The sequence below is a fragment of the Mesorhizobium sp. WSM3860 genome, assembly GCF_002294995.1.
Taxonomy (GTDB): domain Bacteria; phylum Pseudomonadota; class Alphaproteobacteria; order Rhizobiales; family Rhizobiaceae; genus Mesorhizobium.
Map to the genome: position 1 here is coordinate 259,436 of NZ_NSGF01000006.1, position 23,165 is coordinate 282,600.

Consider the following 23,165-nt stretch of genomic DNA (forward strand, 5'->3'; position numbering starts at 1 on the left):
AGCAATGACAATGGCTTGAGTTTGCCTTGTCGATGCCCGGCTGCCATCATTATATATGGTCGTGCACAGCGAAAGGAAGACGCAACAGCGGCAAAGCCTGTTCGCTTGGCGGCGACGGATTGGAAAAAAATGATCGACGACGTCTACAATGCGAAAATTCTGAGCTTCGCTGGAAACATCGCCAAGATCGGCCGGCTCGACCACCCCGATGCCACCGCCAGAGCGCACTCCAAATTATGCGGCTCGACTGTCACCGTCGACCTCAAAATGGATGGCGACGTGGTGACCGATTTCGCGCATGACGTGAAGGCCTGCGCGCTTGGTCAGGCATCCTCCTCGATCATGGCCCAGCATGTCATCGGCGCGAAAGCCGATGAGCTGCGCGCAGTGCGGGAGACCATGCTGAAGATGCTCAAGGAAGACGGCGCGCCGCCGGAAGGCCGGTTCGCCGATCTCAAATATCTGGAGCCGGTGCGCGACTACAAGGCACGTCACGCCTCGACCATGCTGACCTTCGACGCAGTGGTTGACGCGATCGGCCAGATCGAGAAGCAGCGCGCCGGCCAGGCGGCTTGACCGCAAGCGCCTAGAGGCCGCCGCTCGCCTGGTCGTGGCGAACTCGCCTGCTCGAGATGTTTTGGTGTGTACCATGCCCCGTGGGCCGAGCGGCTGTCGCTCAAGGCCATGAATGACTGAGAACGGCATTGCGTTCCAGGTCCGCAACCCACATTTATCGCTAAGCGAAAAGTCGCTGTGGAGAGAGGTGGGTGCACGACCACCAAGGACATGCGCATGGCGTCCGGCCGGTCCGGCATGGGCGAAACTGGCGGGGACCCTGGCGCAAGACGCCGGGCCGTGTCCTAGGCACGTCGCTCGTGCGCCTCTACCAACTGACGCTTTCCGGTTTCGTCGGCAATAGCTGCCGGCATCTGCCGACCTGTTCCGAATACGCGCATGAAGCGATCGCCCGCCATGGCTTGTGGGCCGGCGGCTGGATGGCGCTGTTCCGGGTCTCGCGCTGCGGGCCATTCGGAACCCATGGCATCGACCGCGTGCCGGAGACGCTTGCGCCACGCTATGTCTGGTTCACGCCGTGGCGCTATTGGCAGCTCGGCAGGAAGCACGGCGACGCAGATGGCTGACTATGTCAGCGTTTCGCAGCCCGTGTTTACGCTCCGGTAGGGTTAACATCAGCCTGCACAAACACTGCCAATTTGAGACAAAATCGAGACAAGACGCCTCGCTAAGCCGCTCCGCGTAATCCCTTTTCCGGAGTGAGCTTCGATGCGCCAGATGGACCGCTATCCGTTCTTCATTGCCATTATTCTGTTCCTGCTGGCCTGGATGCTCGGCCTGCCGATGCGGGCGCAGTCGGCGCCGCTCAAGGACATCCACTGCACGCTGATCCAGGATTCGACGGGCGGTGCGACGCTTTACCAGGATCGCGTCTGCGACCAGCGCGTCAGCTCGGCTTCGACCTTCAAGTGCCTTTGGCGCTGATCGGCTACGCGCTGGGATTTTGAGCGACGAGTTACGCCGAGCTGGGATTACCAGCCGGGAGTTCAGCGCGGTGAAGCGCGACCGGAAAACCGTCGACCCGACGCCAAGCGCGGCGACATGCCGAAGGGGCTCGCGACGCGGGCGGCTTTCCTGAAGGATCTTCCCGGGCTCATCAAATAGAACGGCTTGCGGCTTTACGGCGGCGGGAACTCCTCATAAAAGACTGCCGCCCGCCAGCGTCCAAGTGATGGACGCCTCCGGCCAACCCTGCATGCTCCAGCACATTCCTGCGACATGCATTCACCACCCGCGCTCGTTTGCGGGACTGGATAGGAGAACTCTGATGCTGAATTCCGTTTCCCTGACATTTCCCGATGGTTCCGTCCGCGAGTACGACGCGGCGATGACCGGCGCCGGTCTTGCCGAATCGATCTCCAAATCGCTGGCAAAAAAGGCTGTTGCCTACAGCCTCGACGGCGCGGTCCGCGATCTTTCCGATCCGCTCGGCAGTTCCGGCAAGGTCGAGATCATCACCCGCGAAGATCCGCGCGCGCTGGAACTCATCCGCCACGACGCGGCGCACGTGCTGGCCGAGGCCGTGCAGGAGCTTTGGCCGGGAACGCAGGTGACCATCGGGCCGGTGATTGAGAACGGGTTCTATTACGACTTCGCGCGCAACGAGCCGTTCACGCCGGACGATTTCCCGGTGATCGAAAGGAAGATGCGGGAGATCATCGCGCGCAACAAGCCGTTTACCAAGGAGGTCTGGTCGCGCGAGAAGGCGAAGAAGGTCTTTGCCGACAAGGGCGAGCGCTACAAGGTCGAGCTGATCGACGCCATCCCCGAGGATCAGGACATCAAGATCTACGCGCAGGGCGACTGGTTCGACCTCTGCCGCGGTCCGCACATGGCTTCGACCGGGCAGATCGGCAATGCGTTCAAGCTGATGAAGGTGGCTGGCGCCTATTGGCGCGGCGATTCCAACAACCCGATGCTGACGCGCATCTACGGCACCGCCTTTGCCGACCAGGCGCAGCTCGAGGCATACCAGATGCTGCTGGAGGAAGCCGAGAAGCGCGATCATCGCAAGCTCGGCCGCGAGATGGATTTGTTCCATTTCCAGGAAGAGGGACCGGGCGTCGTCTTCTGGCACGCCAAGGGCTGGAAGATGTTCCAGAACCTGGTCAACTACATGCGCCGCCGCCTCGACGAGCACGGCTACCAGGAAGTCAATGCGCCGCAGGTGCTGGACAAGAGTCTCTGGGAGACGTCGGGGCACTGGGGCTGGTACCGCGATGCGATGTTCAAGGTCACGGTTGCCGGTGACGATACCGACGACGACCGCGTCTTCGCGCTAAAGCCGATGAACTGTCCCGGCCATGTGCAGATCTTCAAGCATGGGTTGAAGTCTTACCGCGAACTGCCCGTAAAACTTGCCGAGTTCGGCAATGTGCACCGTTACGAGCCGTCGGGCGCGCTGCATGGGCTGATGCGTGTGCGCGGCTTCACGCAGGACGATGCGCATATCTTCTGCACCGAGGAGCAGCTCGCCGCGGAATGCCTGCGCATCAACGATCTGATCCTGTCGACCTATGCCGATTTCGGCTTCGACGAGGTCGCGGTGAAGCTGTCGACGCGGCCCGACAAGCGCGTCGGCACAGACGAGGCCTGGGACCATGCCGAGGCGATCATGAGCAATGTGCTGGAGACGATCCGCACGCGCTCCGGCAATCGCATCAAGACCTCGATCAATCCGGGCGAGGGCGCCTTCTACGGGCCGAAGTTCGAATATGTGCTGAAGGACGCCATTGGCCGCGAATGGCAGTGCGGCACCACGCAGGTCGATTTCAACCTGCCGGAACGCTTCGGCGCCTTCTATATCGGCTCGGATTCGGAGAAGAAGCAGCCGGTCATGGTGCATCGCGCGGTGTGCGGCTCGATGGAACGGTTCCTCGGCATCCTGATCGAGAATTATTCCGGCCATTTCCCGCTTTGGTTCGCGCCGCTGCAGGTGGTGGTGGCGACAATCACCTCCGACGCCGATGAGTATGCCATGAAGGTGGTCGAGCGGCTGAAGGCGGCCGGCCTCCTGGCCGAGGCCGACCTGCGCAACGAGAAGATCAACTACAAGGTGCGCGAGCACAGCCTAGCAAAGGTTCCGGTCATCCTGGTCTGCGGCAAGCGGGAGGCGGAAGAGGAGACCGTCAATATCCGCCGTCTCGGCTCCCGTGACCAGGAATCGCTGAAGCTCGGCGACGCGGTGAAATCGCTGGCCGACGAGGCCGTCTCTCCGGATCGCAAGCGTCGCGCGGCCTGACATACCGGCACGTCCTAAAATGGCGGTGGCATGGTCCACCGCCATTTTTCACACCCCTGTCACGCCAACCTTGTAACCGAGCCGCCATGCTCAAGCTGAAACCGCGGGAAAGGCCGTTTCCCGAGCTCTCTTACGCCAACCGGCATCAGCCGGCGCTGACGCGGTGGTTCATCCATTCCGTCGAAGGTCTGTCGGGCCGCGGCCGCTTTGCCGCGCTCTACGAATTGTGGCGGCGCCAGATCGCTCCAACGGGCGAACGTGTGTTCAGCCGCATGCTGGAATTGATCGACGTCAGGGTCCACCACGCCGGCCGTTGGCCGCCGACGAATTTGCCGGATACCCCGCTGGTCATCGTCGCCAACCATCCATTCGGCATCGGCGACGGCATTGCCGTGCTGTCGCTCGCCGAGCAGCTCGGCCGTCCGTTCCGGGTCATGATCCACAAGGACCTGCTCAGGATCCGCGAGATGGAAGCCTATTCGCTGCCGGTCGATTTTTCCGAGACCAAGGAAGCGTTGAAAAACAACATGGCCGTGCGCCACGAGGCGGTGCGGCTGTTGAAGGAAGGCGTCACGATCGTCGTTTTTCCGGCCGGCGGCGTCGCCACGGCGCCGAAGGGATTCGGCCGGGCGATCGACCTGCCGTGGAAGATGTTTCCGGCCAAGCTCATCCAGGAGGCCAAGGCCTCGGTCATCCCTTTGCATTTCTCCGGCCAGAACGGCCGTCTGTTCCACCTCGTCAGCGGGCCGATGAACATGGCCGAGCGCGACAACCGCGTGGCGAAATTCGTCGGCAAGGCGTCGCTGACGCTGCGCACCTCCTTGCTCATCCGCGAGTTCGCCCGGCTGTCCGGCAAGGCGATCGAGGTGCGCATCGGCAATGTGCTGAAGTGGAACGAGTTGGAGCCGCTGCGCGACCGCAAGGCGCTGCTCGACAGGCTCTACCAAGCGGTTTTCGATCTCGCTCCGGCGGCAGCGCAGCGCGGACGCTTGCCGTTTCTACCCAAGCGGATGCGCAAGGCCGCCTGACCGTATCACAGAGCGGTTCGCCGACCCTCTCCAGGTATTCGTTCTTGCGAGGTTCCGGACCGGAAAGGCGCTGCGCGCTTTCCTGAGATTGGCCTAGTCCGCGCCCTCCTCGGGATCAATGGCGGACGATTCGTTGGCCACGACCTCGATTTCCTGGTTCTGGCCGGCCACGACGGTAAAATCCTTCTGGTAGATGCGATCGCGGTTCTTGGCGATGATGGTGTATTGGCCTTCGGCCAGTACCATCGAGGCGAAGGCGCCGACGGCTTCCTTGATCGGATCGCCGGATTCGTTGAGCAGCGACCAAGAGGTGTCGGCTATGGCTTCGCCGCCGGGCTCGCGCACCAGCTTCATCGTCATCTCGGCCGCGCGGTGCTCGACGGTGGCCTCGGTCAACTTGCCGGCCTCGACGCGGATGTCGGAGCGGATCACGGCGTTGACCGCGCCATAGGTGGAGACGACATGGTAGGTGCCTGCATTCAGCCGCACCACCGTGTTCGGCTCGACATCGGGGGCGATCAGCGCCCGGTCGCCATTGGCCTCGGCCTGGCCCTCATAGATGGCGAAGCGGAGCTTCTTTGGCGCGATATGCGCGCCGCCGGACGTAACCGCATCGAGTTTCAAGCCGCCGGCATCGAGGACAAGGCTCTCGCGCTTTGCGTCCTTGCCGACGGTGATGCGCTTGGTGGCGCCGGCCCGTCCGTAAGAGGCGTGGACCAGGTAGCTGCCGGGGTCGAGCTGGAACACCGCCGTGCCGCCATGCGCGGACGCCACCATCGGCAGCTTGCCGTCGCTGGCCGGTTCCGGCTTGAACACGCGCCAGACGATGCCGCGGGTGATGTCGGCGCCTTTGTCGGTCAGTTGCGCAGAAAGGGTGATCGCTCCGCCGCTACCGAGCGCTTGCGACCTCTCGTTCTTCGGCGTCGCATAGCTCGAAATGCCCGGCAGCTTGATATTGCCGACATCGTTGGCGTTCTGGGCGAGCGCGAACGAAACCGGCACCGCGAACAGCGCAGCGATGAGCCCGATCACGAAAAGGCGCAGAGTCCCCTCAAACATGCCTTGCGTTGAAGCCCAAGGCGGTGGCAATTTCAAGGCTCAAGAGCCTGCCGCCCTCCGCCAGGGCTCTTTATCCGGCGTATAGTTGCGCCATTGCCCGAGCCGCCCGACCTCCCGATGGCGCGCTTCAGCTCAAAATTGAAATGCTAGGAGACTTGCGCCCATGGCGTCGCCGATCATCGACTTCCTGCTGACCCGCAATTCAGCGCCGATTCCGGATCTCAAGGAGCCGGCGCCGAGCGATGCGGAAATCGCCACGATGATCGCCGCGGCCTCGCGGGTACCGGACCATGGCCGCCTCGAGCCCTGGCGGTTTATCGTCTACCGCGGCGAGGCGCGGGTCGAGATCGGCAAGAAGCTCGCGGCGCTTGCCGAGCAGCGCGAAGGACCGCTGCCGGAGGGGCGCCGCAACCAGGAACTGGCGCGCTTCTCGCGCGCCCCGCTGGTGATCGGCGTAGTCTCCGTGCCGCGGGAGAACCCAAAGATCCCGCAATGGGAGATGTTCCTGTCGGGCGGAATGGCGGCTATGAATCTGATGATCGCAGCCAACGCGCTGGGCTATGGCACCAACATGATCAGCAACTGGTATTCCGACGTTGCGGAGGGCAGGGCGATCCTCGGGCTGTCGCCGCAGGAACGCGTCATCGGCTTTGTCCATATCGGCTCGTACCAGGGACCGGCGCCCGAGCGGCCGCGGCCCGATCCGGCGAAGCTTTATGCCGAGTACACCGGGCCGTGGGCCGGCTGAGATGTTCTACGAGCCATCCAAGGGGCACGGCCTGCCGCACGATCCGTCGAAGGCGATCGTTGCACCCCGCCCCATCGGATGGATCTCGACATTGAACAAGGCCGGTGAGATCAACCTAGCGCCCTATTCCTTCTTCAACGCCTTTTCGACACGTCCCTTCATCGTCTGGTTCTCATCCGAAGGCGCGAAGGACAGCGCCACCTTCGCTGAAGAAACCGGCGAATTCGTCGCCAATCTCGTCAGCCGCGAGCTTGCCGAGAAGATGAACCGCACGGCCGTCGATGCGCCGCGCGGCGTCAGCGAGTTCACCTATGCCGATCTCGCCATGGCGCCGTCGCGCCTCGTCGCGCCGCCGCGCGTGGCGGAAGCGCCCGCCGCCCTCGAATGCAAGGTGACCGAGATATTTCGGCCGCGGGCGCTGGACGGTACGGAAACCAGCGCCATCGTCATCGCCGGCGAGGTCGTCGGCGTCCACATCGAGGATGCTTATCTCAGGGACGGCCTGTTCGACATCGTCAGGGCCGGCAATGTCGCCCGGCTCGGCTATATGGACTATGCCAGCGTCAACGAGATTTTCTCGATGCGGCGGCCGCGCTGGGGCAAGGATTGACCGGAGGAGCATGTCATCGAAGGTGGGGCATGGTCGCGAAATTGATTGCCCAGACATTCCTGTGGTTCGGCTTCATGGGCGCACTGCTCTTCATGTCGGCCGGAACGCTGAACTGGCCTCAAGCGTGGGTGTATCTGGTGCTGATGGTCGGGCTAAGCCTGACGCTGGGCGTGGGGTTGGCCCAGCGCGATCCCGGCCTGATGAAAGAAAGGCTGAGCCCGCCAATCCAGAAGGGTCAAAGCTCGGCGGACAAGGTGCTGCTCTCGACATTGCTCGTCGCCATCTTTGCATGGTTGGTCTTGATGGGGCTCGACTTCCGCAACGGCTGGTCGCCAGTTCCCGTTTGGGTCCAGGTTGTCGGCGCGGTCGTGCTGCTGCTCGGAATCTGGATCTGTTACCTGACGATGCTGGAGAACAGTTTCGCGGCGCCTGTCGTGAAGATCCAGGACGAGCGCGGGCAGAAGGTGATCACCAGCGGCCCCTACAGCTATGTCCGTCATCCGATGTATGGCGGCGCCATTCTGTTTTTCGCCGGCACGGCGCTGCTGCTCGGCTCGTGGTGGGGGCTGGCGTCAGTGCTCCTTTTCATCGTGCTGCTGGCCATCCGCACGTTCATCGAGGAGAAGGCGCTGCGGACAGGTCTGCAAGGCTATGACGACTACACGGCTCACGTTCGCTACAAGCTGATCCCCATGGTCTGGTAATAGGCGGTTCAGGCTGAAAGTCCCGCCGCTCTCGCGCGTGCCAGCAGCCGCTCCGCGAGCCGCAGATGCGGCCGATCATACATCTTGCCGCCGATGCCGACGACGCCCGGATTTCCCGCCGCCGCGAAGGCGTCGACGATCGCACGCGATCGTTCGAGCGCCTCGGCCGACGGCGTGAAGGCGGCGTTGATGACTGGTACTTGCGCCGGATGGATCGCCAACTTGCCGGTAAAGCCGTCGCGCTCGGCCTCTCTGCATTCGGCTTCGAAAGCGGCCATGTCGCGGAAATCCGGAAAGACGGTATCGATCGCCGCGACTTCGGCCGCGCCTGCCGCCAGGATGGTCATCGTGCGCGCCAGGCGGAAGACATCGGTGTAGCGGCCGCTCTCGTCGCGTGCCGAACGCGCGCCGATCGCGGCGGACAGGTCCTCTGCTCCCCAGGTCAGGCCTGCGAGACGCGTGCTTGCCCCGGCGTAGCTCGCCGCCGCCAGCAGGCCGGACGCGGTTTCGGTGATGATCGGCAGGATCTTTATGCCGCCATCCGGCAAGCCGCTTTCGGCTTCGTGCACCCGAAGCTTGGCCGCGAGCTGCTGGACGTCCTGTCCGCTGTTCAACTTCGGCAGCATGACCCCGTCCGGCTTCACCGGGACGAGCGCCGCAAGATCATCGTCGGTCAGGCCGGTCGATAGGTCGTTGACGCGCACGTAGATGGCGGAGCTGGTCTGCTGTCGGTGGCCGGCGATGAAGTTCGCCGCGGCTTCGCGGGCGGTCGCCTTGTTGCCGGCAGCGACCGAATCCTCGAGGTCGACGATCACCACGTCGGCGCCGGCGCCAAAGCCCTTTGCCAGCTTGCGCTCGGAATCGCCCGGCACGAAGAGCAGCGAGCGCATCAGGACGCCTTCTTCATCATCATCGCCTGCCGCGTGCATTTGGCGACAAGAACATCGTTCTGATTATAGGCGCGGTGCTCGAATTCGACGATGCCGCGATCGGGCTTCGACCTGGACTCGCGCACCGAAACGACCGTGGTTTCGACCCGGATCGTGTCGCCATGGAAGACCGGGTGCGGGAAGACGGTCTCCTTCATGCCAAGATTGGCGACGGTGGTGCCGACGGTGATATCGTTCACCGAGATGCCGATCATCAGGCCGAGCGTGAACAGCGAATTGACCAAGGGCTTGCCCCATTCGCTCTTCGCGGCGAAGTCGAAGTCGATGTGGAGCGGCTGCGGGTTCAGCGTCATCACCGAAAACAGCATGTTGTCGCTTTCGGTGACGGTCTTGCGCAGCGTGTGCCGGAAGACGCGGCCGACGACGAACTCCTCCAGATAAAGCCCGGCCATAGTCGATCTCCTCCGCTATCCCTGTTTGATAGGCGTTGGCTGCAAAGCCATCAAGCCGGTTAAGAAACATGGTGAACCGTTCGTAAACCATTTCCAGCTTATCGTTCCCAACGGGGCCGAAACGTTTCGGCAAGGGCGTAGCTGATCGGCATGGTTGTTTCGCATTTTCTAAAGTGGATCGATAAGGCAAGGGTTTCCGAGCGCGCTGCCGCCGCAAGCGCGCTGGCCCGCGCCTACATCAATTCCGACCTGCCGTTCGAGGATCGCTGCGCCGCCGAGGCGGCGCTCACGCTGCTGCTCGACGACGTTTCCGCCAAGGTCCGGCAGGCGCTCGCCGAAGCGCTGTCGATGAGCCACCAAGCGCCGCCGCAGGTGATCGCAGCGCTCGCTTCCGACCAGCCGGAAGTGGCGGCGCTGGTGCTGGCCCGTTCGCCCTTGCTTACCGATGCCGATCTGATCGAGCGCGTCGCCTGCGGCCAGAAGGCCACCCAAAAGCTGATAGCCAACCGTCCCGTCGTCTCAATGTCGTTGGCGGCAGCCATCGCCGAGATCGGCGAGCCGGAAGCCTGCGCCACGCTGGTCGCCAACAGCCGCGCCGATATTGCATCGCTGAGCTTCCGCCGCATGGCCGAACGGCACGGCCACCTGCCGCTGGTGCGTGAGGCGCTGATCGCCGACGCGCGGCTTCCCGCCGACTGCCGGCACATGCTTTTGGTCAAGCTTGGCGAGACGCTGAAGGGATCGCCGCTGGTGCTGGCGCTGATGGGGGCGGCACGGGCAGACCGCGTGATGCGCGACGCCTGCGTGAAGGCTTCGGTGACGCTGATCGAGGGCACGCGCGCCGAGGAGCACGCAGCACTCATCGAGCATCTCAGACTGCGCGGCGATCTCACCGCGAGCTTCATCATCCGCACCATCGCGCATGGCAAGGTCGACTTCTTCGGCTCGGCGCTGGTGGCGCTGGCCCAGCAATCCGAGCAGCGGGTGAGGGCGCTGCTCGCCGGCGGGCACGACGTTGCGCTGCAGGCGCTGTTCCGCAGCGCAGGCCTCGCCGCCGCCACGCACGGCATCATCCTGCGCGCGCTGAAAATCTGGCGCGAGGTCGCCAACGGCAAGCGCGTCGCCGGTGTGCAGGAGGTGAGCTGGCTGATGCTGAAGGAACTCGGCGGGCAATCGGCCGAGGGCGTTCTTGCCGGACTGGTGAAGTCGATCCATCTCGACGCGCTGCGTGAGAACGCGCGCGGGCATGCGCTGGCAATTGCTGCGGCGTAGCCGGATCGCCGCACTCCCGTAACGTTGTACGCTGTGAAATCTGGTACTATGTGTGAGCGATGCGCCGACTTGCCGAAAAACAACGTGCCCAAGTCCCGGTTGAAATTCAACCGCTGATTGACGCGATCAAGGTTCGCTTGAATCCAGAATCTATTTGGCTGTTTGGGAGCCGAGCTCGAGGAGATAATCGTCCCGACAGCGATTGGGATATTCTCGTTGCACTGCCGGACGATGCGAAACCCGAATTGCTCGATCCCCTGGTGGCCTGGACGATAAAGAATGAGATCGGAATTCCCGCCACTATTCTTTCCACGACATCCAGTGACCTGGCGGCTAGCTGGAACTCCAAGAATACGATCGCATATGACGTTGCTCGAGGCGGCCGCCGCCTAGATGTCTGACCAGTGGACGATAGCCAGCGCCCTTGATTGGCGAATGGATGCATCAGCGACGCACGTCTCCTGGCCGGTTCAGGGTCCCGGAACGCGGCGTATCTGAGCGAACAGGCGCTCGAGCAGATTGTCCGGGCTCTGGCGACTTCCGAAGCAATTCACATAGAGCGTCACGATGCCCACCAACTGGACAAGGTGATAAGGCGATTTCCGGAAGACAGTGCCGAGAAACTGGCATTGAAGTCTTTTGCATGGCTGGAGGCCTACGCGACAACTTTTCGATACCCGTCGCCGTCTGGTCGGATACCTCCCGCCCCAGATAAGTTAAAGCTTGATGAGGCCATCGATGGCATCTCGAATCTTATCTTGCGGGTCGCGGGCCACTTCGAGGTCGATCTCACGGATGACGCCAAGCCGGCAAGAGTGGTTGTACCGATGCGTAAGCCGCAGGCTAAGACGTGAGATCGGCCTGGTCGAGCGCTACACCCGGCCCTTCGCGAAGAAACCCGGATAGCCCTCCATCGCCGCGGCGATGATGCGCAGCGACGCGGCGACCTGCAGCATTTCGGCGCGGTCGCCGCGGTCGGCGATGCTGGCCGCATATTGCCGCGCCACGGCGATGGTCGAGGTCTGCGGCTCGCCATGCCTCCTGAACAGCAATTCCCGCGCCAGGCCGCGCAGGAAGTTGCCGATCGACTCCACCGTCTCGCGTGGTACGGCGGAGTTCAATTGCGCTTGGCGCAGCCGCAGCACTTCGAGGCCGACGGTCACGGCGCCAATGCTGCCGCCAAGAATAGGGTCGCCTTTCCTGCCTGTCTGCTGCAGTTGCGGCATCAACTGGTTGATCCGGTCATAGGCCAGGCTTTCGAAGGCCGAACGCCTGGGGACGCGCTCATGCAGGCAAAGGCGCGCCAGGTCCTCGCGCATCGCCTGCGAGATGCGCTCAACGGTGGCCCAGGGATTGGCCGGCAGAACGACGATGAACACGCCGATGGCGATCAGGATGCCGGCCAGGATCGATGCCGACCCGGCGAAGAACGGGCCGGGATCATAGGTCATCATCTGGTGCGGGCTGAGGAAAGCCAAGAAATTGATAGCGAAGGCGGTGGCCACGCCGACATGCCGCGGATTGGCCATGCCGAGCGCCGCCGGCACCAGGATCGGCACGACAAAGATCGTGAACCAGCCGAAGCCGGGCAGCGCCGGCATTGCGATCTGGCCGACGAGGAAAGCGAAGGGTAGCGCGAGGAGCGTTCCGGTGAAGAAGCCCCAGGCCGACTGAACCGGATCGGGACGTGCCGCGAACAGACTTGAGACGACGGCGACGAGAATGACGCTGCCCGCCGCCTCCGACCATTTGGTGGTCAGCCAGAAGGCGGCCACCAGAAGCGTGGCGAGCGCGGCGCGCACCGCATTGCGCCAGGCAGCATGATAGTCGCGGTGCACGATCAGGGCCGGCTGCTGCCGCTCACGGGACGCCTTGGAAACCGGGGAGCGAAGCGCGTCCAGGCCACGCATCACCTGCTTCAGCGCCTCTGCGAAATCGGCGGCGATGGTGAGGCGGGTGATGGTTCCGACCTTGTCTTCGCCGGGATCGCTGGCCACAGGCGGCGTCTCTCTTGCCTGGGTCGCTATCGCGTCGAGCCGCGCCACCCATGGGCCGGTGTCGTCCAGCGCGCCGGGCGTCATCGCGAGTTCGCCGACGAACGCCTTCAACTCGCTGCGCACCGGAATGAGCGTCGCATTCTTCGGCGCGGCGTGGGTATGCAGCGCGCGGGCCGCCGAGAGTGCCCACAGGAGTTGTCCGATCGTGCGCCGGACCGGATGGGCGCGGGTGGCGAAGCTCGGCGCCTCGAGGCGCGCATAAGTGCGCATTTCGGCAAGCGTCTGGGCGTCGGTGATCAGCTTGCGCTGAAGAGCGGCAAGGCCGGCCGGATCGCCGCCGGAAAAGGCGCCTGAGGCATAGTCGGCGAGATCGAGGATGCTGCGCTTCAGCCTGGAGATGATGGCGTCCGCCGCAAGCTTCGGCAGGATCAGCCGGCTGGTGACGCCGGCGCAGACGATGCCAAGCACAATTTCGGCGCAGCGCGCGACGGCGAGATCGACGACGAGATGCGGCTGCCCGAATGCCGGCAGGCTGATGATCATCGCCGTATAGCCGGCAAGGGCGGCGCCGTAGGCTTCCGGATTGCGCAACAGCGAGGAGACGAGGGTGCAGACGCCGATCCATTGTGCCAGCACCGTCACCAAGAACCAGGGATTGGAGCTGAACAGCAATGTGATGCCAATCGCTGCCAGGCCGCCGGCCAGCGTGCCGAGCAGCCGGTAGAAGCCCTTCGCCAGCACCATACCGGCCACGGGCTGCGCGACGATGAACACGGTCATCATCGCCCATTGCGGATGGTCGAGCTCCAGGGCGTAAGCGGCAAGCAGCGCGATCAGCCCGGCCGAAACCGTGCGCAGGGCGAAAATCCAGTCCGAGCGCGTCGGCTGAGTCAGCTCACTTAACGATGTCCCGGCTAGATCCTTCAGCCGCGTCCAGGTCACATGCAAGTCTCCGTGCCGGAGCCTGTTATGGACCAGTCGGCGTTCAGATATCCAGCACGTCGGCCTCGGCGAATTCGGCGCGTTCCTGGATGAAGCGGAAGCGCGCCTCGGGCTTGGTGCCCATCAGCGCGTCGACGGCGTCCTTGGTCGCCTGCTCGGCATCGATCACGTCGACCCTGAGAAGCGTGCGCTTCCTCGGGTCCATTGTGGTTTCCTTGAGCTGTGAGGCCATCATCTCGCCAAGGCCCTTGAAGCGGCCGATCTCGACCTTGCCGCGCCCGGTGAATTCGGTGCGCAGCAGTTCGTCCTTGTGCGCGTCGTCCCGCGCATAGGCCACCTTGCCGCCCTGACGGATCGAATAGAGCGGCGGCACGGCCATATAGAGATGGCCACCGCGGATCAGGTTCGGCATCTCCTGGTAGAAGAAGGTGATCAAAAGCGAAGCGATATGCGCGCCGTCAACGTCGGCGTCAGTCATGATGATCACGCGGTCGTAGCGCAGGTCCTCGTCGCGATATTTCGAGCGCGTGCCGCAGCCGAGCGCCTGGATCAGGTCGGAAATCTGCTGGTTGGCGGCAAGCTTGTCGTTGCCGGCGCTGGCGACGTTGAGGATCTTGCCGCGCAGCGGCAGCACCGCCTGGCTGGCGCGGTCGCGCGCCTGCTTGGCTGAGCCTCCGGCCGAGTCGCCCTCGACGATGAAGATCTCGGCGCCGGCCGCGGCATTCTGGGTGCAGTCGGCGAGCTTGCCCGGCAGTCGCAGCTTGCGCACCGCGCTCTTGCGCGACACTTCCTTTTCCTGGCGCCGGCGCACACGCTCGTCGGCGCGCGCGATGACCCATTCGAGAAGCTTCGAGGCTTCCTGCGGGTTGTCGGCCAGCCAGTGGTCGAACGGATCGCGGATGGCGGTTTCGACGATGCGCATCGCCTCGATGGTGGCCAGCCTGTCCTTGGTCTGGCCGACGAATTCCGGCTCTCGGATGAATACCGACAGCATGCCGGCGGCCGAGATCATGACGTCCTCGGTCGTGACGATCGAGGCGCGCTTGTTGCCGATGAGGTCGGCATAAGCGCGAAGCCCGCGCGTCAGCACGTTGCGGAAGCCCGCCTCATGCGTGCCGCCCTCGGGAGTGGGAATCGTATTGCAGTAGGAGTTGAGGAAGCCGTCGCCACCGAACCAGGTCACCGCCCATTCGAGCGAGCCGTGGCCGCCCTGCTTGTCGCTTTTCCCCGCGAAGACTTCGCGCGTGACCTGGAATTCGTCGCCGAGGGTGGCCTTGAGGTAGTCCTTCAGGCCGCCCGGGAAATGGAACTCGGCTTTGGCCGGAGTCTGATCCTTTTCCTTGATCAGCGAGGGATCGCAGGTCCAGCGGATCTCGACGCCGCCGAACAGATAGGCCTTCGAGCGCGTCATGCGGTAGAGCCGGGCAGGCTCGAAGGCGGCGCCCTTGCCGAAGATCTGCTCATCGGGATGGAAGCGGGTCCTGGTGCCGCGGCGGTTGTGCACTTCGCCGAGATGCTCCAGCCCGCTCACCGGAACGCCGCGCGAGAAGCGCTGGCGATAGAGCTGGCGCCCGCGCGCGACCTCGACCTCGAGGTGATCGGACAGCGCGTTGACTACGGATACGCCGACGCCGTGCAGACCGCCGGAGGTCTCGTAGACCTTGGAGTCGAACTTGCCGCCCGAATGCAGCGTCGTCATGATGACTTCGAGCGCCGGTTTCTTGAACTTCGGATGCGGATCGATCGGAATGCCGCGGCCATTGTCGGTGACGGTCAGGAAGCCGTCGGCCGAAAGCTCGACGTCGATGAAGGTGGCGTGGCCGGCCACCGCCTCGTCCATCGAATTGTCGATGACCTCGGCGAAGAGGTGATGCATCGCCTTGTCGTCGGTGCCGCCGATATACATGCCTGGGCGGCGGCGCACCGGCTCCAGCCCCTCCAGAACCTCGATGTCGGCGGCGCTGTAGCTCTCGCTGCCGTCGCGGGCGGCGGCCGAGCGCTTCGCGGCCTGCACCAGCGGATCGGCCGGCCGCGAGGGGGCGCGCACTTGCTGGGGCTGCTTTTCCGGGTTGCCGAAAAGATCGCTGGTGTCGTCCATGCTAGCCATTAAGTCCGGTACTGCGAATCATTCCTCGATACTGCCACGCTTTTGGCGGGCGAACGAGTTCCTGTTCCGTTCAGGGATCAAACTGTCTCTTATTCTAAAACCATTCGATAACCAAGCCGCCGGAAATAGGGCGGGCTCCGCACCTTTGGATTCCTGATTCTTTAACATTAACGCCTAGCGTGAGCCTCAACGACAAAAGACCACGGGGCGTCAGGGGTTTCGTTGTGAAGGGCAGGGCCATAACCATGATCGGCATCGCCGCCGTTTTCGGCGCGATCTCGATCTTTGCCGCGGACTTCTGGGTCAAAAGCCAGGCGAGGGCCCAGTCCGAGCAGAAGACGGCATCTATCGTGGTGCCGCACGAGCCCAAAGTCGAGTTCAAGACCATCGTGGTGGCCAATGCGCCGCTGCGCTACGGCATGCAGCTCGACCGGTCGCAACTCACCGAAATTCCGTGGCCGCAGGATTCTCTGCCGCAAGGCGCCTTCCCGACCGTCGACAAGCTGCTGGCCGGAGGCGGCCGCGTCGTGCTGTCGCCGATCGAGGTCAACGAGCCGGTGCTGCTGGCCAAGCTGTCGGGGCCGAATGGCCGCGCGACGCTCTCCAACATGCTATCGCCGGGCATGCGAGCCGTCACCATCCGCACCGACGAGATCGCCGGCGTCGGCGGCTTCATCACGCCGGGCGACCGGGTCGACGTCGTGTTGACGCGCGATGCCGGCGAAATCCAGGAAGTGTCCAAGAATGCGCAAGGGGCAGCCGGCTCGACGGTCACGTCCGAAATCGTCGTCTCCGACGCCAAGGTGCTTTCGGTCGGGCAGGGGGCGGACGAGCGCAAGACCGAGCCGCAGGTCGCCAATTCCGTGACCCTCGAGGTCACGAACGAAGGGGCGCAGAAGGTGGCGCTCGCCCGCACCGTCGGCTCCTTGTCGCTGTCTTTGCGGTCCGCCGCCGATGCCAGCGCCGGCGGCAACGGGCTTACCACCATCTCTTCCTTCGGCGGTTCGGTTGCCGCGAGCGCGGAGGCAAGCGCCGCCTCGCTGGTCAATGCGGTGGCGAAGGAGCCAGAGGAGCCAAAATTCAAGACGGTGATCGTGTCGCGCGGCACGAAGGTGGAGGAATACAAGGTTCCCTCCAAGCCCGCCGACGGAGACGTCGTTCCTTCCAAGGAACAAGAACAATAGCCGGTGGGGACCGGCCGGGAACGGGACAATGCCTGTGTTGAACAAAGAACGGACGACGAGAGGGCTGCGCCTTCTGCGTGGAATGGCGGCGGGCGCCTTTCTGGCAGCCGCCGGAATGTTAGCCTTTGGGGCGCCGGCCCAGGCAAACAACGACGTCGTATACGTCTCGGCGACCAAGAACGCCACGATCAAAGTCGCCAAGGGCAAGCCCAAGACGATCATGACGAACGCCGCCTTCTATCAGATCGTCATCGGCGATCCGGAGATCGCCAACGTCAACCCGCTGACCGACAAGTCCTTCTATGTGCTGGGCAACAATCTCGGCACGACCGGCATCGCGCTGTTCGACCAGAACAAGCAGCTCGTCGGCACCATCGACGTCGAGGTGACGCTGGACACCGACCAGCTCGCCAACACCATCCGCTCCAGCGTGCCGGATGCCAAGATCAAGGTCGGTTCGGCCAACGGCCGCGTGGTGCTTTCGGGCGAGGCGGAAGACGCGGTCGCGGCCGACAAGGCGAGCAAGATCGCGTCGCGCTTTTCCGGCAATGAGGAAGTGATCAACTCGGTCAACATCTCGTCCTCGCAGCAGGTTCAGCTCAATGTCCGTTTCGTCGAGATCAACCGGCAGGCGGGACAGGACCTCGGCGCCAAATACGGGGCCAACTTTGGCTTGGGCATCGGCGGTCGCGACGTCATCATCGACCCGGGCACGGTGCCGACCGCCGGCACCGGCGAGATCATCGGCCGGTTGCTCTCCAACGGGGTTTCGATCGACATCGCCATCAAGGCGCTGGAAGAGCGCGGTCTGGCCCGGCGGTTGGCCGAGCCGAACCTGATCGCACGCTCGGGCCAGACGGCGAGCTTCCTTGCCGGCGGCGAGTTCCCGATCCCGGTATCCGAGGACAACGGCAAGATCAGCGTCACCTATAAGAAATACGGCGTCGGTCTGGATTTCACGCCGACCGTGCTCAAGGGTGGACTGGTCAGCCTCGATATCGCGCCTGAAGTTTCGTCGATCGATCCCTCCGCGTCGATCGAAGTCAGCAGCGGCATTTCCATTCCTGCCTTCATTGTGCGCCGCGCCAAGACGTCGGTCGACCTGAAGAACGGCCAGAGCTTCATGATCGCGGGCCTTCTGCAGTCGCAGAACGACATCACCACCTCGCGCCTGCCGGGGCTCGGCAAGCTGCCGGTGCTTGGCCCGCTGTTCTCCTCGAAATCCTATCAGCGGCGCGAGACCGACCTGGTGATCATCGTCACGCCCTATCTGGTCAAGCCGGTCGACCCGTCGAAGAAGATGGTCGAGCCCACCGACGGAACGCGGCCTCCAAGCAATGCCGACTACTTCCTGAACAACACCGAGGAAGTCGACGCTTCCGCTCCCAAACGCCCCTTGGCGCTGGCCGACGGCAGTGCGGCCCGTCCGGTGGCGGCCACGACGTCGGGCCACTTCCTCGATCTGCCGAAGGACTGAAGCCATGCGTCTGGCTCCTTGCATCGCTCTGCTGCTCGCCGGCGCGCTCGCCGGCTGCACCAGCGACGACTATGTGCGCACCGAAGGCGTGACGCCGGCCGCCGGCAACGCCCAGGCGTCCAACACGGCCATGCAGATGGTCGATCCCTGGCAATACGGCGTCCAGAACACCAGGCTTCTGGTGCCGGCTCCGAGCACGAACTCCACGGCCGCTGCCGCGGGCGCGAAGGCCGGCGCGGCGGCGGCTTCAACGACATCGGTATCAACGACAGCAGACTGATGAGCTGACGACCATGGCATCCGGCACCAAGACCAAGAAGATCCTGCTCGTTTCGACCGACCGGGCGTTTTCGCAGGACACGCGGACGGCTTTCGCCGCATCCGAGGTCATCGAGCTTTTGACGGTCGAGAAAAGCGTCAACGAACTGCGCGGCGAGGTCCAGGAGACCGATTTCGGTGCCGTCATTGTCGACATGGACGCGGCCAAGCTCGAAGAGATCGAGTCGCTGCAGCGCATCATGCGCCGCATCGAAGGCCGCGTCCCGGTGGTTGTCGTCACGCAGGAATTCAATGCGGCGGCGGTGCGCATCCTGGTCCAGCTCAAGGTCGCCGACTTCCTGGTGAAGCCGATCACCACCGCCGATCTGGTGCGTTCCGTCATTCGCGCGCTGCAAGGGCCGGGGCGGGAGGAAAACACCGAATCGCAGATCTACACCTTCATGCCGGCGGCCGGCGGTGTCGGCACCACCACGCTTGCCCTGCAGACCGCCTTCCAGCTGCATCATTCGGTGACGCGCGGCGCCTCGACCTGCGTGGTCGACCTCAATTTCCAGCAGGGCGCCTGCGCCGAATATCTCGACCTCGAACCGCGCTTCGACATCACCGAAATCGAGAACCAGCCCGAGCGCCTCGACCGCCAGCTGCTGGACGTGATGCTGTCCAAGCATGCAAGCGGGCTCTGCGTGCTGGCGGCGCCGACGCGCCCTTCCGAAATGCGCTCGTTCAAGACCGATGTCGTGGTGCGCATGCTCGACCTCGTTTCGGCCTATTTCGACAATGTCGTCATCGACATGCCGCGCACCTGGTTCCCGTGGACCGAGACGGTGCTGCTCGGCTCCAACAAGCTCTATATCGTGGCCGAGATGACGGTGCCTTGCCTGCGCCACACGCAGCGTCTCATCCAGGCCATCTACGAGACGGCCGGCAAGGAAGTGAAGCCGAACGTCATCGTCAACCGCTTCGAGCAGAAGATGTTCGACAGCGGCATCAAGCAGGCCGACGTCCAGGATATCCTGGGCGAGCATTTCGTCGGCGGCATCTCCAACAACTACCGGCTGGTGCGCGAAGCCGTCGACCGCGGCGTGCCCCTGCACGACATCGATCCCAACGCCAATGTCGTCAACGACCTGAAGAAAATCATTCTGCCCGAGGAGGCGGTGGCGACGACGGCGAAATCGAAGTCGCTGTTCGGCCTCGGCAAGGGCCTCTTGAAGAGGAAAGCAGGATGAGCAGCCGCTTCTCCAACCTGCAGAATCGCGATGTCCGTCCGCTGCGGGTGCCCGAACCCGCGCCCGTTCCGCATCACGCCGTGGTCATTCCGACGACCCGCAAGCCGGCACCGCCGAAGCCGGAAGCAGCACCCGCAAAGAGCGCCAACAAGGTGCTCGACGCGCGCGTGCGCATTCACCGCATGCTGCTCGAAGAAATCAACCTCGTCGCGCTGGAGCGGCTGCCCAAGGACGAAATGCGCCGCCAGGTGCATGAGTTCGTCTCGGAAAAGACCCGTCAGGAGCGAATGGCGATCAACACCGCCGAGCTGGACGCGCTGGTCGACGACATCGTCGACGAGATGGTGGGCCTCGGCCCGCTGGAGCCGCTGCTGAAGGATCCGGAGATCAACGATATCCTGATCAACGGCCATCAGAACTGCTTCGTCGAAAAGCGAGGCAAGCTGCAGCAGGTCCATATCCCGTTCAAGGACGAGGCGCATCTGCTTCGGATCATTAGTAAAATCGTCGCGGCCGTCGGCCGCCGCGTCGATGAATCGCAGCCGATGGTCGACGCCCGCATGCTCGACGGCTCGCGTTTCAACGCCGCCATCAGGCCGGTCGGCGTCGACGGGCCGCTGGTGTCGATCCGCAAATTCTCCAAGAACAAGCTCGGCCTGCATAAGCTGGTCGAGTTCGGCGCCATCACCCAAAACATGGCCGAGGTGCTGGCAGCGGCCGTTCATGCGCGCAAGACCACGATCATCTCGGGCGGCACCGGTACCGGCAAGACGACGATGCTCAATGCCTTGTCGGCCTTCATTCCCGAGGACGAGCGCCTGATCACCATCGAGGATGCCGCCGAGCTGCAGCTGCAGCAGCCGCATGTCGCGCGCATGGAAACGCGCCCGGCCAACATCGAGGGTCATGGCGAGCTGAAGCAGCGCGATCTGGTCAAGAACGCGCTGCGCATGCGGCCCGATCGCGTCATCCTTGGCGAGTGCCGCGGCGAGGAGGCCTTCGACATGCTGCAGGCGATGAACACCGGCCATGAAGGGTCGATGGCGACCATTCACGCCAACACGCCGCGCGACGCCATATCGCGCCTCGAACAGATGCTCGGCATGACCGGCATGCCGATGACGGTGCAGTCGATCCGCAGCCAGATCGCCAGCGCCATCGACATCATCGTGCAGCTGACGCGCCTGTCCGACGGCAAGCGCAAGGTGACCAGCGTCGCCGAGGTGACGGGCATGGAAGGCGACGTCATCCAGATGCAGGAGATCTTCCGCTTCGTGCGCACCGGCATGGAGGCCGACGGCAAGATCGTCGGCCATTTCGAGGCGACGGGCATCCGCCCGCGCTTCCTCGAGGACCTGCGCAACATGGGCATCGAATTTCCGGGCAAGTATTTCGAACCCGGCCGGCCGCAGGAGTAGCCGGTGCTCGAGGGATTCAGCCCGATCTACGCCGTCTACGCCGCGGCGGCGCTCACCGGCATCATGATCGCCGAAGGCTGCTACCTGCTCTATGCCGGCCGCAGCGACAAGCGCACGGCGATCAACCGCCGCATGAAGCTGGCGGAGAACAAGATCAGCCAGGAGCAAGTGCTGATCCAGCTGCGCAAGGAGCGCGGCATGGAAGATGGCACGCCCCTACTTTCCTTCGACCGCTTTCGCGCCTTGCGCACGCAGTCCGGCATGATCATGCCAATGCCCAAATTCCTCACGATCACGTCGGGGATAGCGTTCACGCTGGCGCTTTTGGCCATCTGGTACGGCCTGCCCTTGTTGTTCGGGCTGGTCCTGCTTCTGATGCTGCTGCCGGTATTGCCGCTGATGGCGATGCGTTTTCTGCGCAAGCGCCGGCATAAGCGCTTCGGCATGCAACTGCCGGAAGCGCTGGAGCTGATCACGCGCGGCCTCAAAGCCGGCCACCCGGTGCCGGTGGCGATCGCGATGGTGGCGCGCGAGATGGCCGATCCGATCGGCACCGAGTTTGGCGTCGTGGCCGACGAGGTGACCTATGGCTCGGACCTCGTTTCAGCGCTCAACAACCTGTTCGACCGCGTCGGCCATGAGGACCTGCCGCTGTTCGTCACCGCCGTGTCGATCCAGAGCAGCTCCGGCGGCAATCTGCGCGAGATCCTCGACGGGCTGTCGTCGACCATCCGCGAGCGCGGCAAGCTGCGGCGCAAGGTGCGCGCCATTTCGACCGAAGGCCGGATGTCGGCCTATATCCTGACCGCCGTGCCGGTGCTTCTGTTCACCGCCATCATGGTGCTGATGCCGCAATTCTACCGCGAGGTGTGGGGGATACCGAAGACCTGGTACATGCTGGGCGGCTCCATCCTGTGGCTGCTGCTCGGCAATGCCATCATGTTCAAGATGTCGAATTTCAGGTTCTGAAATGGAAGAGGTCATCCGCTTCCTCGCCTCGCTAGCGCCGACATCGCTGATGCCGGTGGCGGTGCTGCTGCTGGTGATGGGCGGTGGCGCGGTGGCCTGGCCGCTGGTCGTCGCCCAGGGCGATCGCAACGAGGTCAAGCGCCGGCTGAAGGTCGAGGCGGCGCAGCCGATCGAGCAGCCCGAGCCGGCGCCGAGGAAAAACGCAACCGCCGTGCGCGAGAAGGCGGTGAGGCGGGCCCAGGAATTCTATGCCAAGAGCGATCCGGAGAATGTCGCGCGATTGCGCATGAAGCTCATCCAGGCCGGCTACATGGAGCCGCGCGCCGTCGGCATGTTCTTTCTGATCCGTTTTGCCGCGCTGGTCGGCGCAGCACTTGGCGCGTTCCTGGTCAACCATTGGGCGGCCAGCGCCGAGTCGACCGTGACCAGCCGCTGGACCTTCATCATCCTGTCGGGAGCGGCCGGCTATTTCCTGCCCGGCCTGGTGCTGACGCAGAAGGTGCGGGAAAAGATGCGCGAATACCGCAACGGCTTTCCCGACTTCATGGATCTGATGATCGTCTGCTCCGACGCCGGCATGAGCATGGAAGCCGGCATCGAGCGGGTCTCGAAGGAACTCGCCAGGACCTACCCGTCGCTCAGCCAGAACCTGCAGCTGGTGTCGCTGGAGCTGAGAGCAGGCCGCAGCCTCGACGATGCGCTGAAGGCGCTCGCCGATCGCCTCAGCCTCGACGAGGTGCGCTCCTTCGCGACGCTGCTGCAGCAGTCCAAGGAGCTCGGCACCAGCCTGTCGGGAGCGCTGCGCGTCTTTTCCGACGAAATGCGCCACAAGCGCATGTCGCTCGCCGAGGAGAAGGCGCATGCCTTGCCGGCCAAGATGTCGGTGCCGGTGACGGTTTGCATCCTGCCGGTGGTGCTGATGGTCGCCATCATCCCGATTGTCGTGAGGCTGACGTCGCACTGAGGCCGGCGGTGCTGGTTAA

The 23,165-nt window shown here is 63.9% G+C and carries 21 protein-coding genes and 1 pseudogene; 17 read left to right on the forward strand and 5 right to left on the reverse strand.

The annotated features are described in order from the left end of the window. Positions 1-129: 129 nt before the first annotated feature. From CK220_RS13190 to CK220_RS13210, 5 genes and pseudogenes are all read left to right on the forward strand, one after another. Entirely contained in the window at positions 130-576 is a 447-nt protein-coding gene (locus CK220_RS13190; protein WP_095811927.1) for an iron-sulfur cluster assembly scaffold protein, read from the forward strand. Positions 577-767: 191 nt separating this feature from the next. After that, the gene (gene yidD / locus CK220_RS13195; RefSeq protein WP_095811928.1) at positions 768-1,142 is read left to right on the forward strand and encodes a membrane protein insertion efficiency factor YidD; all 375 of its coding nucleotides are present in this window, start codon (positions 768-770) and stop codon (positions 1,140-1,142) included. A 142-nt stretch (positions 1,143-1,284) separates the two neighbouring features. Next, positions 1,285-1,603: pseudogene (locus CK220_RS13200) on the forward strand (penicillin-binding transpeptidase domain-containing protein); the annotation flags it as partial. Between the two features lie 240 nt (positions 1,604-1,843). Then, the gene (thrS, locus tag CK220_RS13205) at positions 1,844-3,817 is read left to right on the forward strand and encodes a threonine--tRNA ligase (RefSeq protein WP_095811929.1); all 1,974 of its coding nucleotides are present in this window, start codon (positions 1,844-1,846) and stop codon (positions 3,815-3,817) included. A gap of 86 nt (positions 3,818-3,903) precedes the next feature. After that, complete coding sequence (locus CK220_RS13210) at positions 3,904-4,845, forward strand: lysophospholipid acyltransferase family protein (RefSeq protein WP_095811930.1); 942 nt, start codon at positions 3,904-3,906, stop codon at positions 4,843-4,845. Between the two features lie 93 nt (positions 4,846-4,938). Here the strand turns inward: CK220_RS13210 and CK220_RS13215 are convergent, their stop codons facing one another. Continuing rightward, positions 4,939-5,904 (reverse strand): hypothetical protein, encoded by a 966-nt coding sequence (locus CK220_RS13215; protein ID WP_095811931.1) that lies wholly within the window; start codon positions 5,902-5,904, stop codon positions 4,939-4,941. A 163-nt stretch (positions 5,905-6,067) separates the two neighbouring features. Here CK220_RS13215 and CK220_RS13220 point away from each other — a divergent pair, with 163 nt between their 5' ends. Genes CK220_RS13220 through CK220_RS13230 form a run of 3 tightly spaced genes read left to right on the forward strand, consistent with a single transcriptional unit; the run spans position 6,068 to position 7,966 of the window. Continuing rightward, positions 6,068-6,652: a nitroreductase gene (locus tag CK220_RS13220; RefSeq protein WP_095811932.1), complete on the forward strand. Its 585-nt coding sequence runs from the start codon at positions 6,068-6,070 to the stop codon at positions 6,650-6,652. A gap of 1 nt (position 6,653) precedes the next feature. Next, a complete protein-coding gene (locus CK220_RS13225; RefSeq protein WP_095811933.1) occupies positions 6,654-7,262 on the forward strand; it encodes a flavin reductase family protein in 609 nt (202 codons plus the stop codon). Positions 7,263-7,291: 29 nt separating this feature from the next. Next, positions 7,292-7,966 carry an isoprenylcysteine carboxylmethyltransferase family protein gene (locus CK220_RS13230; RefSeq protein WP_095811934.1) on the forward strand — a complete coding sequence of 225 codons (675 nt, stop codon included), beginning with the start codon at positions 7,292-7,294 and terminating at the stop codon, positions 7,964-7,966. A gap of 8 nt (positions 7,967-7,974) precedes the next feature. On the opposite strand, the gene CK220_RS13235 is transcribed toward CK220_RS13230, so the two are convergent. Together CK220_RS13235 and CK220_RS13240 are read right to left on the reverse strand one after the other, a co-directional pair. Next, positions 7,975-8,856, reverse strand: a complete 882-nt coding sequence (locus CK220_RS13235) for a CoA ester lyase (RefSeq protein ID WP_095811979.1) — start codon at positions 8,854-8,856, stop codon at positions 7,975-7,977. Continuing rightward, positions 8,856-9,308: a MaoC family dehydratase gene (locus CK220_RS13240; RefSeq protein WP_067000165.1), complete on the reverse strand. Its 453-nt coding sequence runs from the start codon at positions 9,306-9,308 to the stop codon at positions 8,856-8,858. Before CK220_RS13240 ends, CK220_RS13235 begins: the two co-directional genes overlap by 1 nt. Before the next feature lie 150 nt (positions 9,309-9,458). Between CK220_RS13240 and CK220_RS13245 the strand changes: the two genes are divergently transcribed. Together CK220_RS13245 and CK220_RS13250 are read left to right on the forward strand one after the other, a co-directional pair. After that, positions 9,459-10,580, forward strand: a complete 1,122-nt coding sequence (locus CK220_RS13245) for a DUF2336 domain-containing protein (RefSeq protein ID WP_095811935.1) — start codon at positions 9,459-9,461, stop codon at positions 10,578-10,580. Between the two features lie 59 nt (positions 10,581-10,639). Continuing rightward, positions 10,640-10,981, forward strand: coding sequence for a nucleotidyltransferase domain-containing protein (locus CK220_RS13250; protein ID WP_095811936.1), 342 nt, complete (start codon positions 10,640-10,642; stop codon positions 10,979-10,981). Between the two features lie 471 nt (positions 10,982-11,452). On the opposite strand, the gene CK220_RS13260 is transcribed toward CK220_RS13250, so the two are convergent. Then, positions 11,453-13,519, reverse strand: a complete 2,067-nt coding sequence (locus tag CK220_RS13260) for an FUSC family protein (protein ID WP_095811938.1) — start codon at positions 13,517-13,519, stop codon at positions 11,453-11,455. A 43-nt stretch (positions 13,520-13,562) separates the two neighbouring features. After that, positions 13,563-15,617 (reverse strand): DNA topoisomerase IV subunit B, encoded by a 2,055-nt coding sequence (gene parE, locus CK220_RS13265; protein WP_095811939.1) that lies wholly within the window; start codon positions 15,615-15,617, stop codon positions 13,563-13,565. A gap of 254 nt (positions 15,618-15,871) precedes the next feature. Between parE and cpaB the strand changes: the two genes are divergently transcribed. The 7 genes from cpaB to CK220_RS13300 all read left to right on the forward strand — a co-directional run bounded on the left by cpaB (position 15,872) and on the right by CK220_RS13300 (position 23,146). Further along, the gene (gene cpaB / locus CK220_RS13270) at positions 15,872-16,810 is read left to right on the forward strand and encodes a Flp pilus assembly protein CpaB (protein WP_095811940.1); all 939 of its coding nucleotides are present in this window, start codon (positions 15,872-15,874) and stop codon (positions 16,808-16,810) included. 115 nt (positions 16,811-16,925) lie between these two features. After that, positions 16,926-18,287 (forward strand): type II and III secretion system protein family protein, encoded by a 1,362-nt coding sequence (locus CK220_RS13275; RefSeq protein WP_245429162.1) that lies wholly within the window; start codon positions 16,926-16,928, stop codon positions 18,285-18,287. A 4-nt stretch (positions 18,288-18,291) separates the two neighbouring features. Further along, positions 18,292-18,567, forward strand: a complete 276-nt coding sequence (locus tag CK220_RS13280) for a hypothetical protein (RefSeq protein ID WP_095811942.1) — start codon at positions 18,292-18,294, stop codon at positions 18,565-18,567. A gap of 13 nt (positions 18,568-18,580) precedes the next feature. Next, positions 18,581-19,795: a response regulator/pilus assembly protein gene (locus CK220_RS13285; protein WP_095780697.1), complete on the forward strand. Its 1,215-nt coding sequence runs from the start codon at positions 18,581-18,583 to the stop codon at positions 19,793-19,795. Beyond that, a complete protein-coding gene (locus CK220_RS13290; protein WP_095811943.1) occupies positions 19,792-21,213 on the forward strand; it encodes a CpaF family protein in 1,422 nt (473 codons plus the stop codon). The genes CK220_RS13285 and CK220_RS13290 overlap by 4 nt, the downstream gene beginning before the upstream one ends. Positions 21,214-21,216: 3 nt before the next feature. Further along, on the forward strand, positions 21,217-22,182 hold the full coding sequence (locus CK220_RS13295) for a type II secretion system F family protein (protein WP_095811944.1): 966 nt from the start codon (positions 21,217-21,219) through the stop codon (positions 22,180-22,182). Between the two features lies 1 nt (position 22,183). Further along, complete coding sequence (locus CK220_RS13300; RefSeq protein WP_095811945.1) at positions 22,184-23,146, forward strand: type II secretion system F family protein; 963 nt, start codon at positions 22,184-22,186, stop codon at positions 23,144-23,146. Positions 23,147-23,165 lie beyond the last annotated feature (19 nt).

What these genes read in the sequence shown, in the direction of transcription:
- CK220_RS13210 (WP_095811930.1), top strand. Translation starts at nt 3,904, where the DNA reads ATGCTCAAGCTGAAACCGCGGGAAAGGCCGTTTCCCGAGCTCTCTTAC.
- CK220_RS13215 (WP_095811931.1), bottom strand. Translation starts at nt 5,904, where the DNA reads ATGTTTGAGGGGACTCTGCGCCTTTTCGTGATCGGGCTCATCGCTGCG.
- CK220_RS13280 (WP_095811942.1), top strand. Translation starts at nt 18,292, where the DNA reads ATGCGTCTGGCTCCTTGCATCGCTCTGCTGCTCGCCGGCGCGCTCGCC.
- parE (WP_095811939.1), bottom strand. Translation starts at nt 15,617, where the DNA reads ATGGACGACACCAGCGATCTTTTCGGCAACCCGGAAAAGCAGCCCCAG.
- CK220_RS13250 (WP_095811936.1), top strand. Translation starts at nt 10,640, where the DNA reads ATGCGCCGACTTGCCGAAAAACAACGTGCCCAAGTCCCGGTTGAAATT.
- CK220_RS13285 (WP_095780697.1), top strand. Translation starts at nt 18,581, where the DNA reads ATGGCATCCGGCACCAAGACCAAGAAGATCCTGCTCGTTTCGACCGAC.
- CK220_RS13275 (WP_245429162.1), top strand. Translation starts at nt 16,926, where the DNA reads ATGTTAGCCTTTGGGGCGCCGGCCCAGGCAAACAACGACGTCGTATAC.
- CK220_RS13300 (WP_095811945.1), top strand. Translation starts at nt 22,184, where the DNA reads ATGGAAGAGGTCATCCGCTTCCTCGCCTCGCTAGCGCCGACATCGCTG.
- CK220_RS13220 (WP_095811932.1), top strand. Translation starts at nt 6,068, where the DNA reads ATGGCGTCGCCGATCATCGACTTCCTGCTGACCCGCAATTCAGCGCCG.
- CK220_RS13235 (WP_095811979.1), bottom strand. Translation starts at nt 8,856, where the DNA reads ATGCGCTCGCTGCTCTTCGTGCCGGGCGATTCCGAGCGCAAGCTGGCA.
- CK220_RS13190 (WP_095811927.1), top strand. Translation starts at nt 130, where the DNA reads ATGATCGACGACGTCTACAATGCGAAAATTCTGAGCTTCGCTGGAAAC.
- CK220_RS13230 (WP_095811934.1), top strand. Translation starts at nt 7,292, where the DNA reads ATGGTCGCGAAATTGATTGCCCAGACATTCCTGTGGTTCGGCTTCATG.
- cpaB (WP_095811940.1), top strand. Translation starts at nt 15,872, where the DNA reads ATGATCGGCATCGCCGCCGTTTTCGGCGCGATCTCGATCTTTGCCGCG.
- CK220_RS13290 (WP_095811943.1), top strand. Translation starts at nt 19,792, where the DNA reads ATGAGCAGCCGCTTCTCCAACCTGCAGAATCGCGATGTCCGTCCGCTG.
- thrS (WP_095811929.1), top strand. Translation starts at nt 1,844, where the DNA reads ATGCTGAATTCCGTTTCCCTGACATTTCCCGATGGTTCCGTCCGCGAG.
- CK220_RS13240 (WP_067000165.1), bottom strand. Translation starts at nt 9,308, where the DNA reads ATGGCCGGGCTTTATCTGGAGGAGTTCGTCGTCGGCCGCGTCTTCCGG.
- CK220_RS13225 (WP_095811933.1), top strand. Translation starts at nt 6,654, where the DNA reads ATGTTCTACGAGCCATCCAAGGGGCACGGCCTGCCGCACGATCCGTCG.
- CK220_RS13245 (WP_095811935.1), top strand. Translation starts at nt 9,459, where the DNA reads ATGGTTGTTTCGCATTTTCTAAAGTGGATCGATAAGGCAAGGGTTTCC.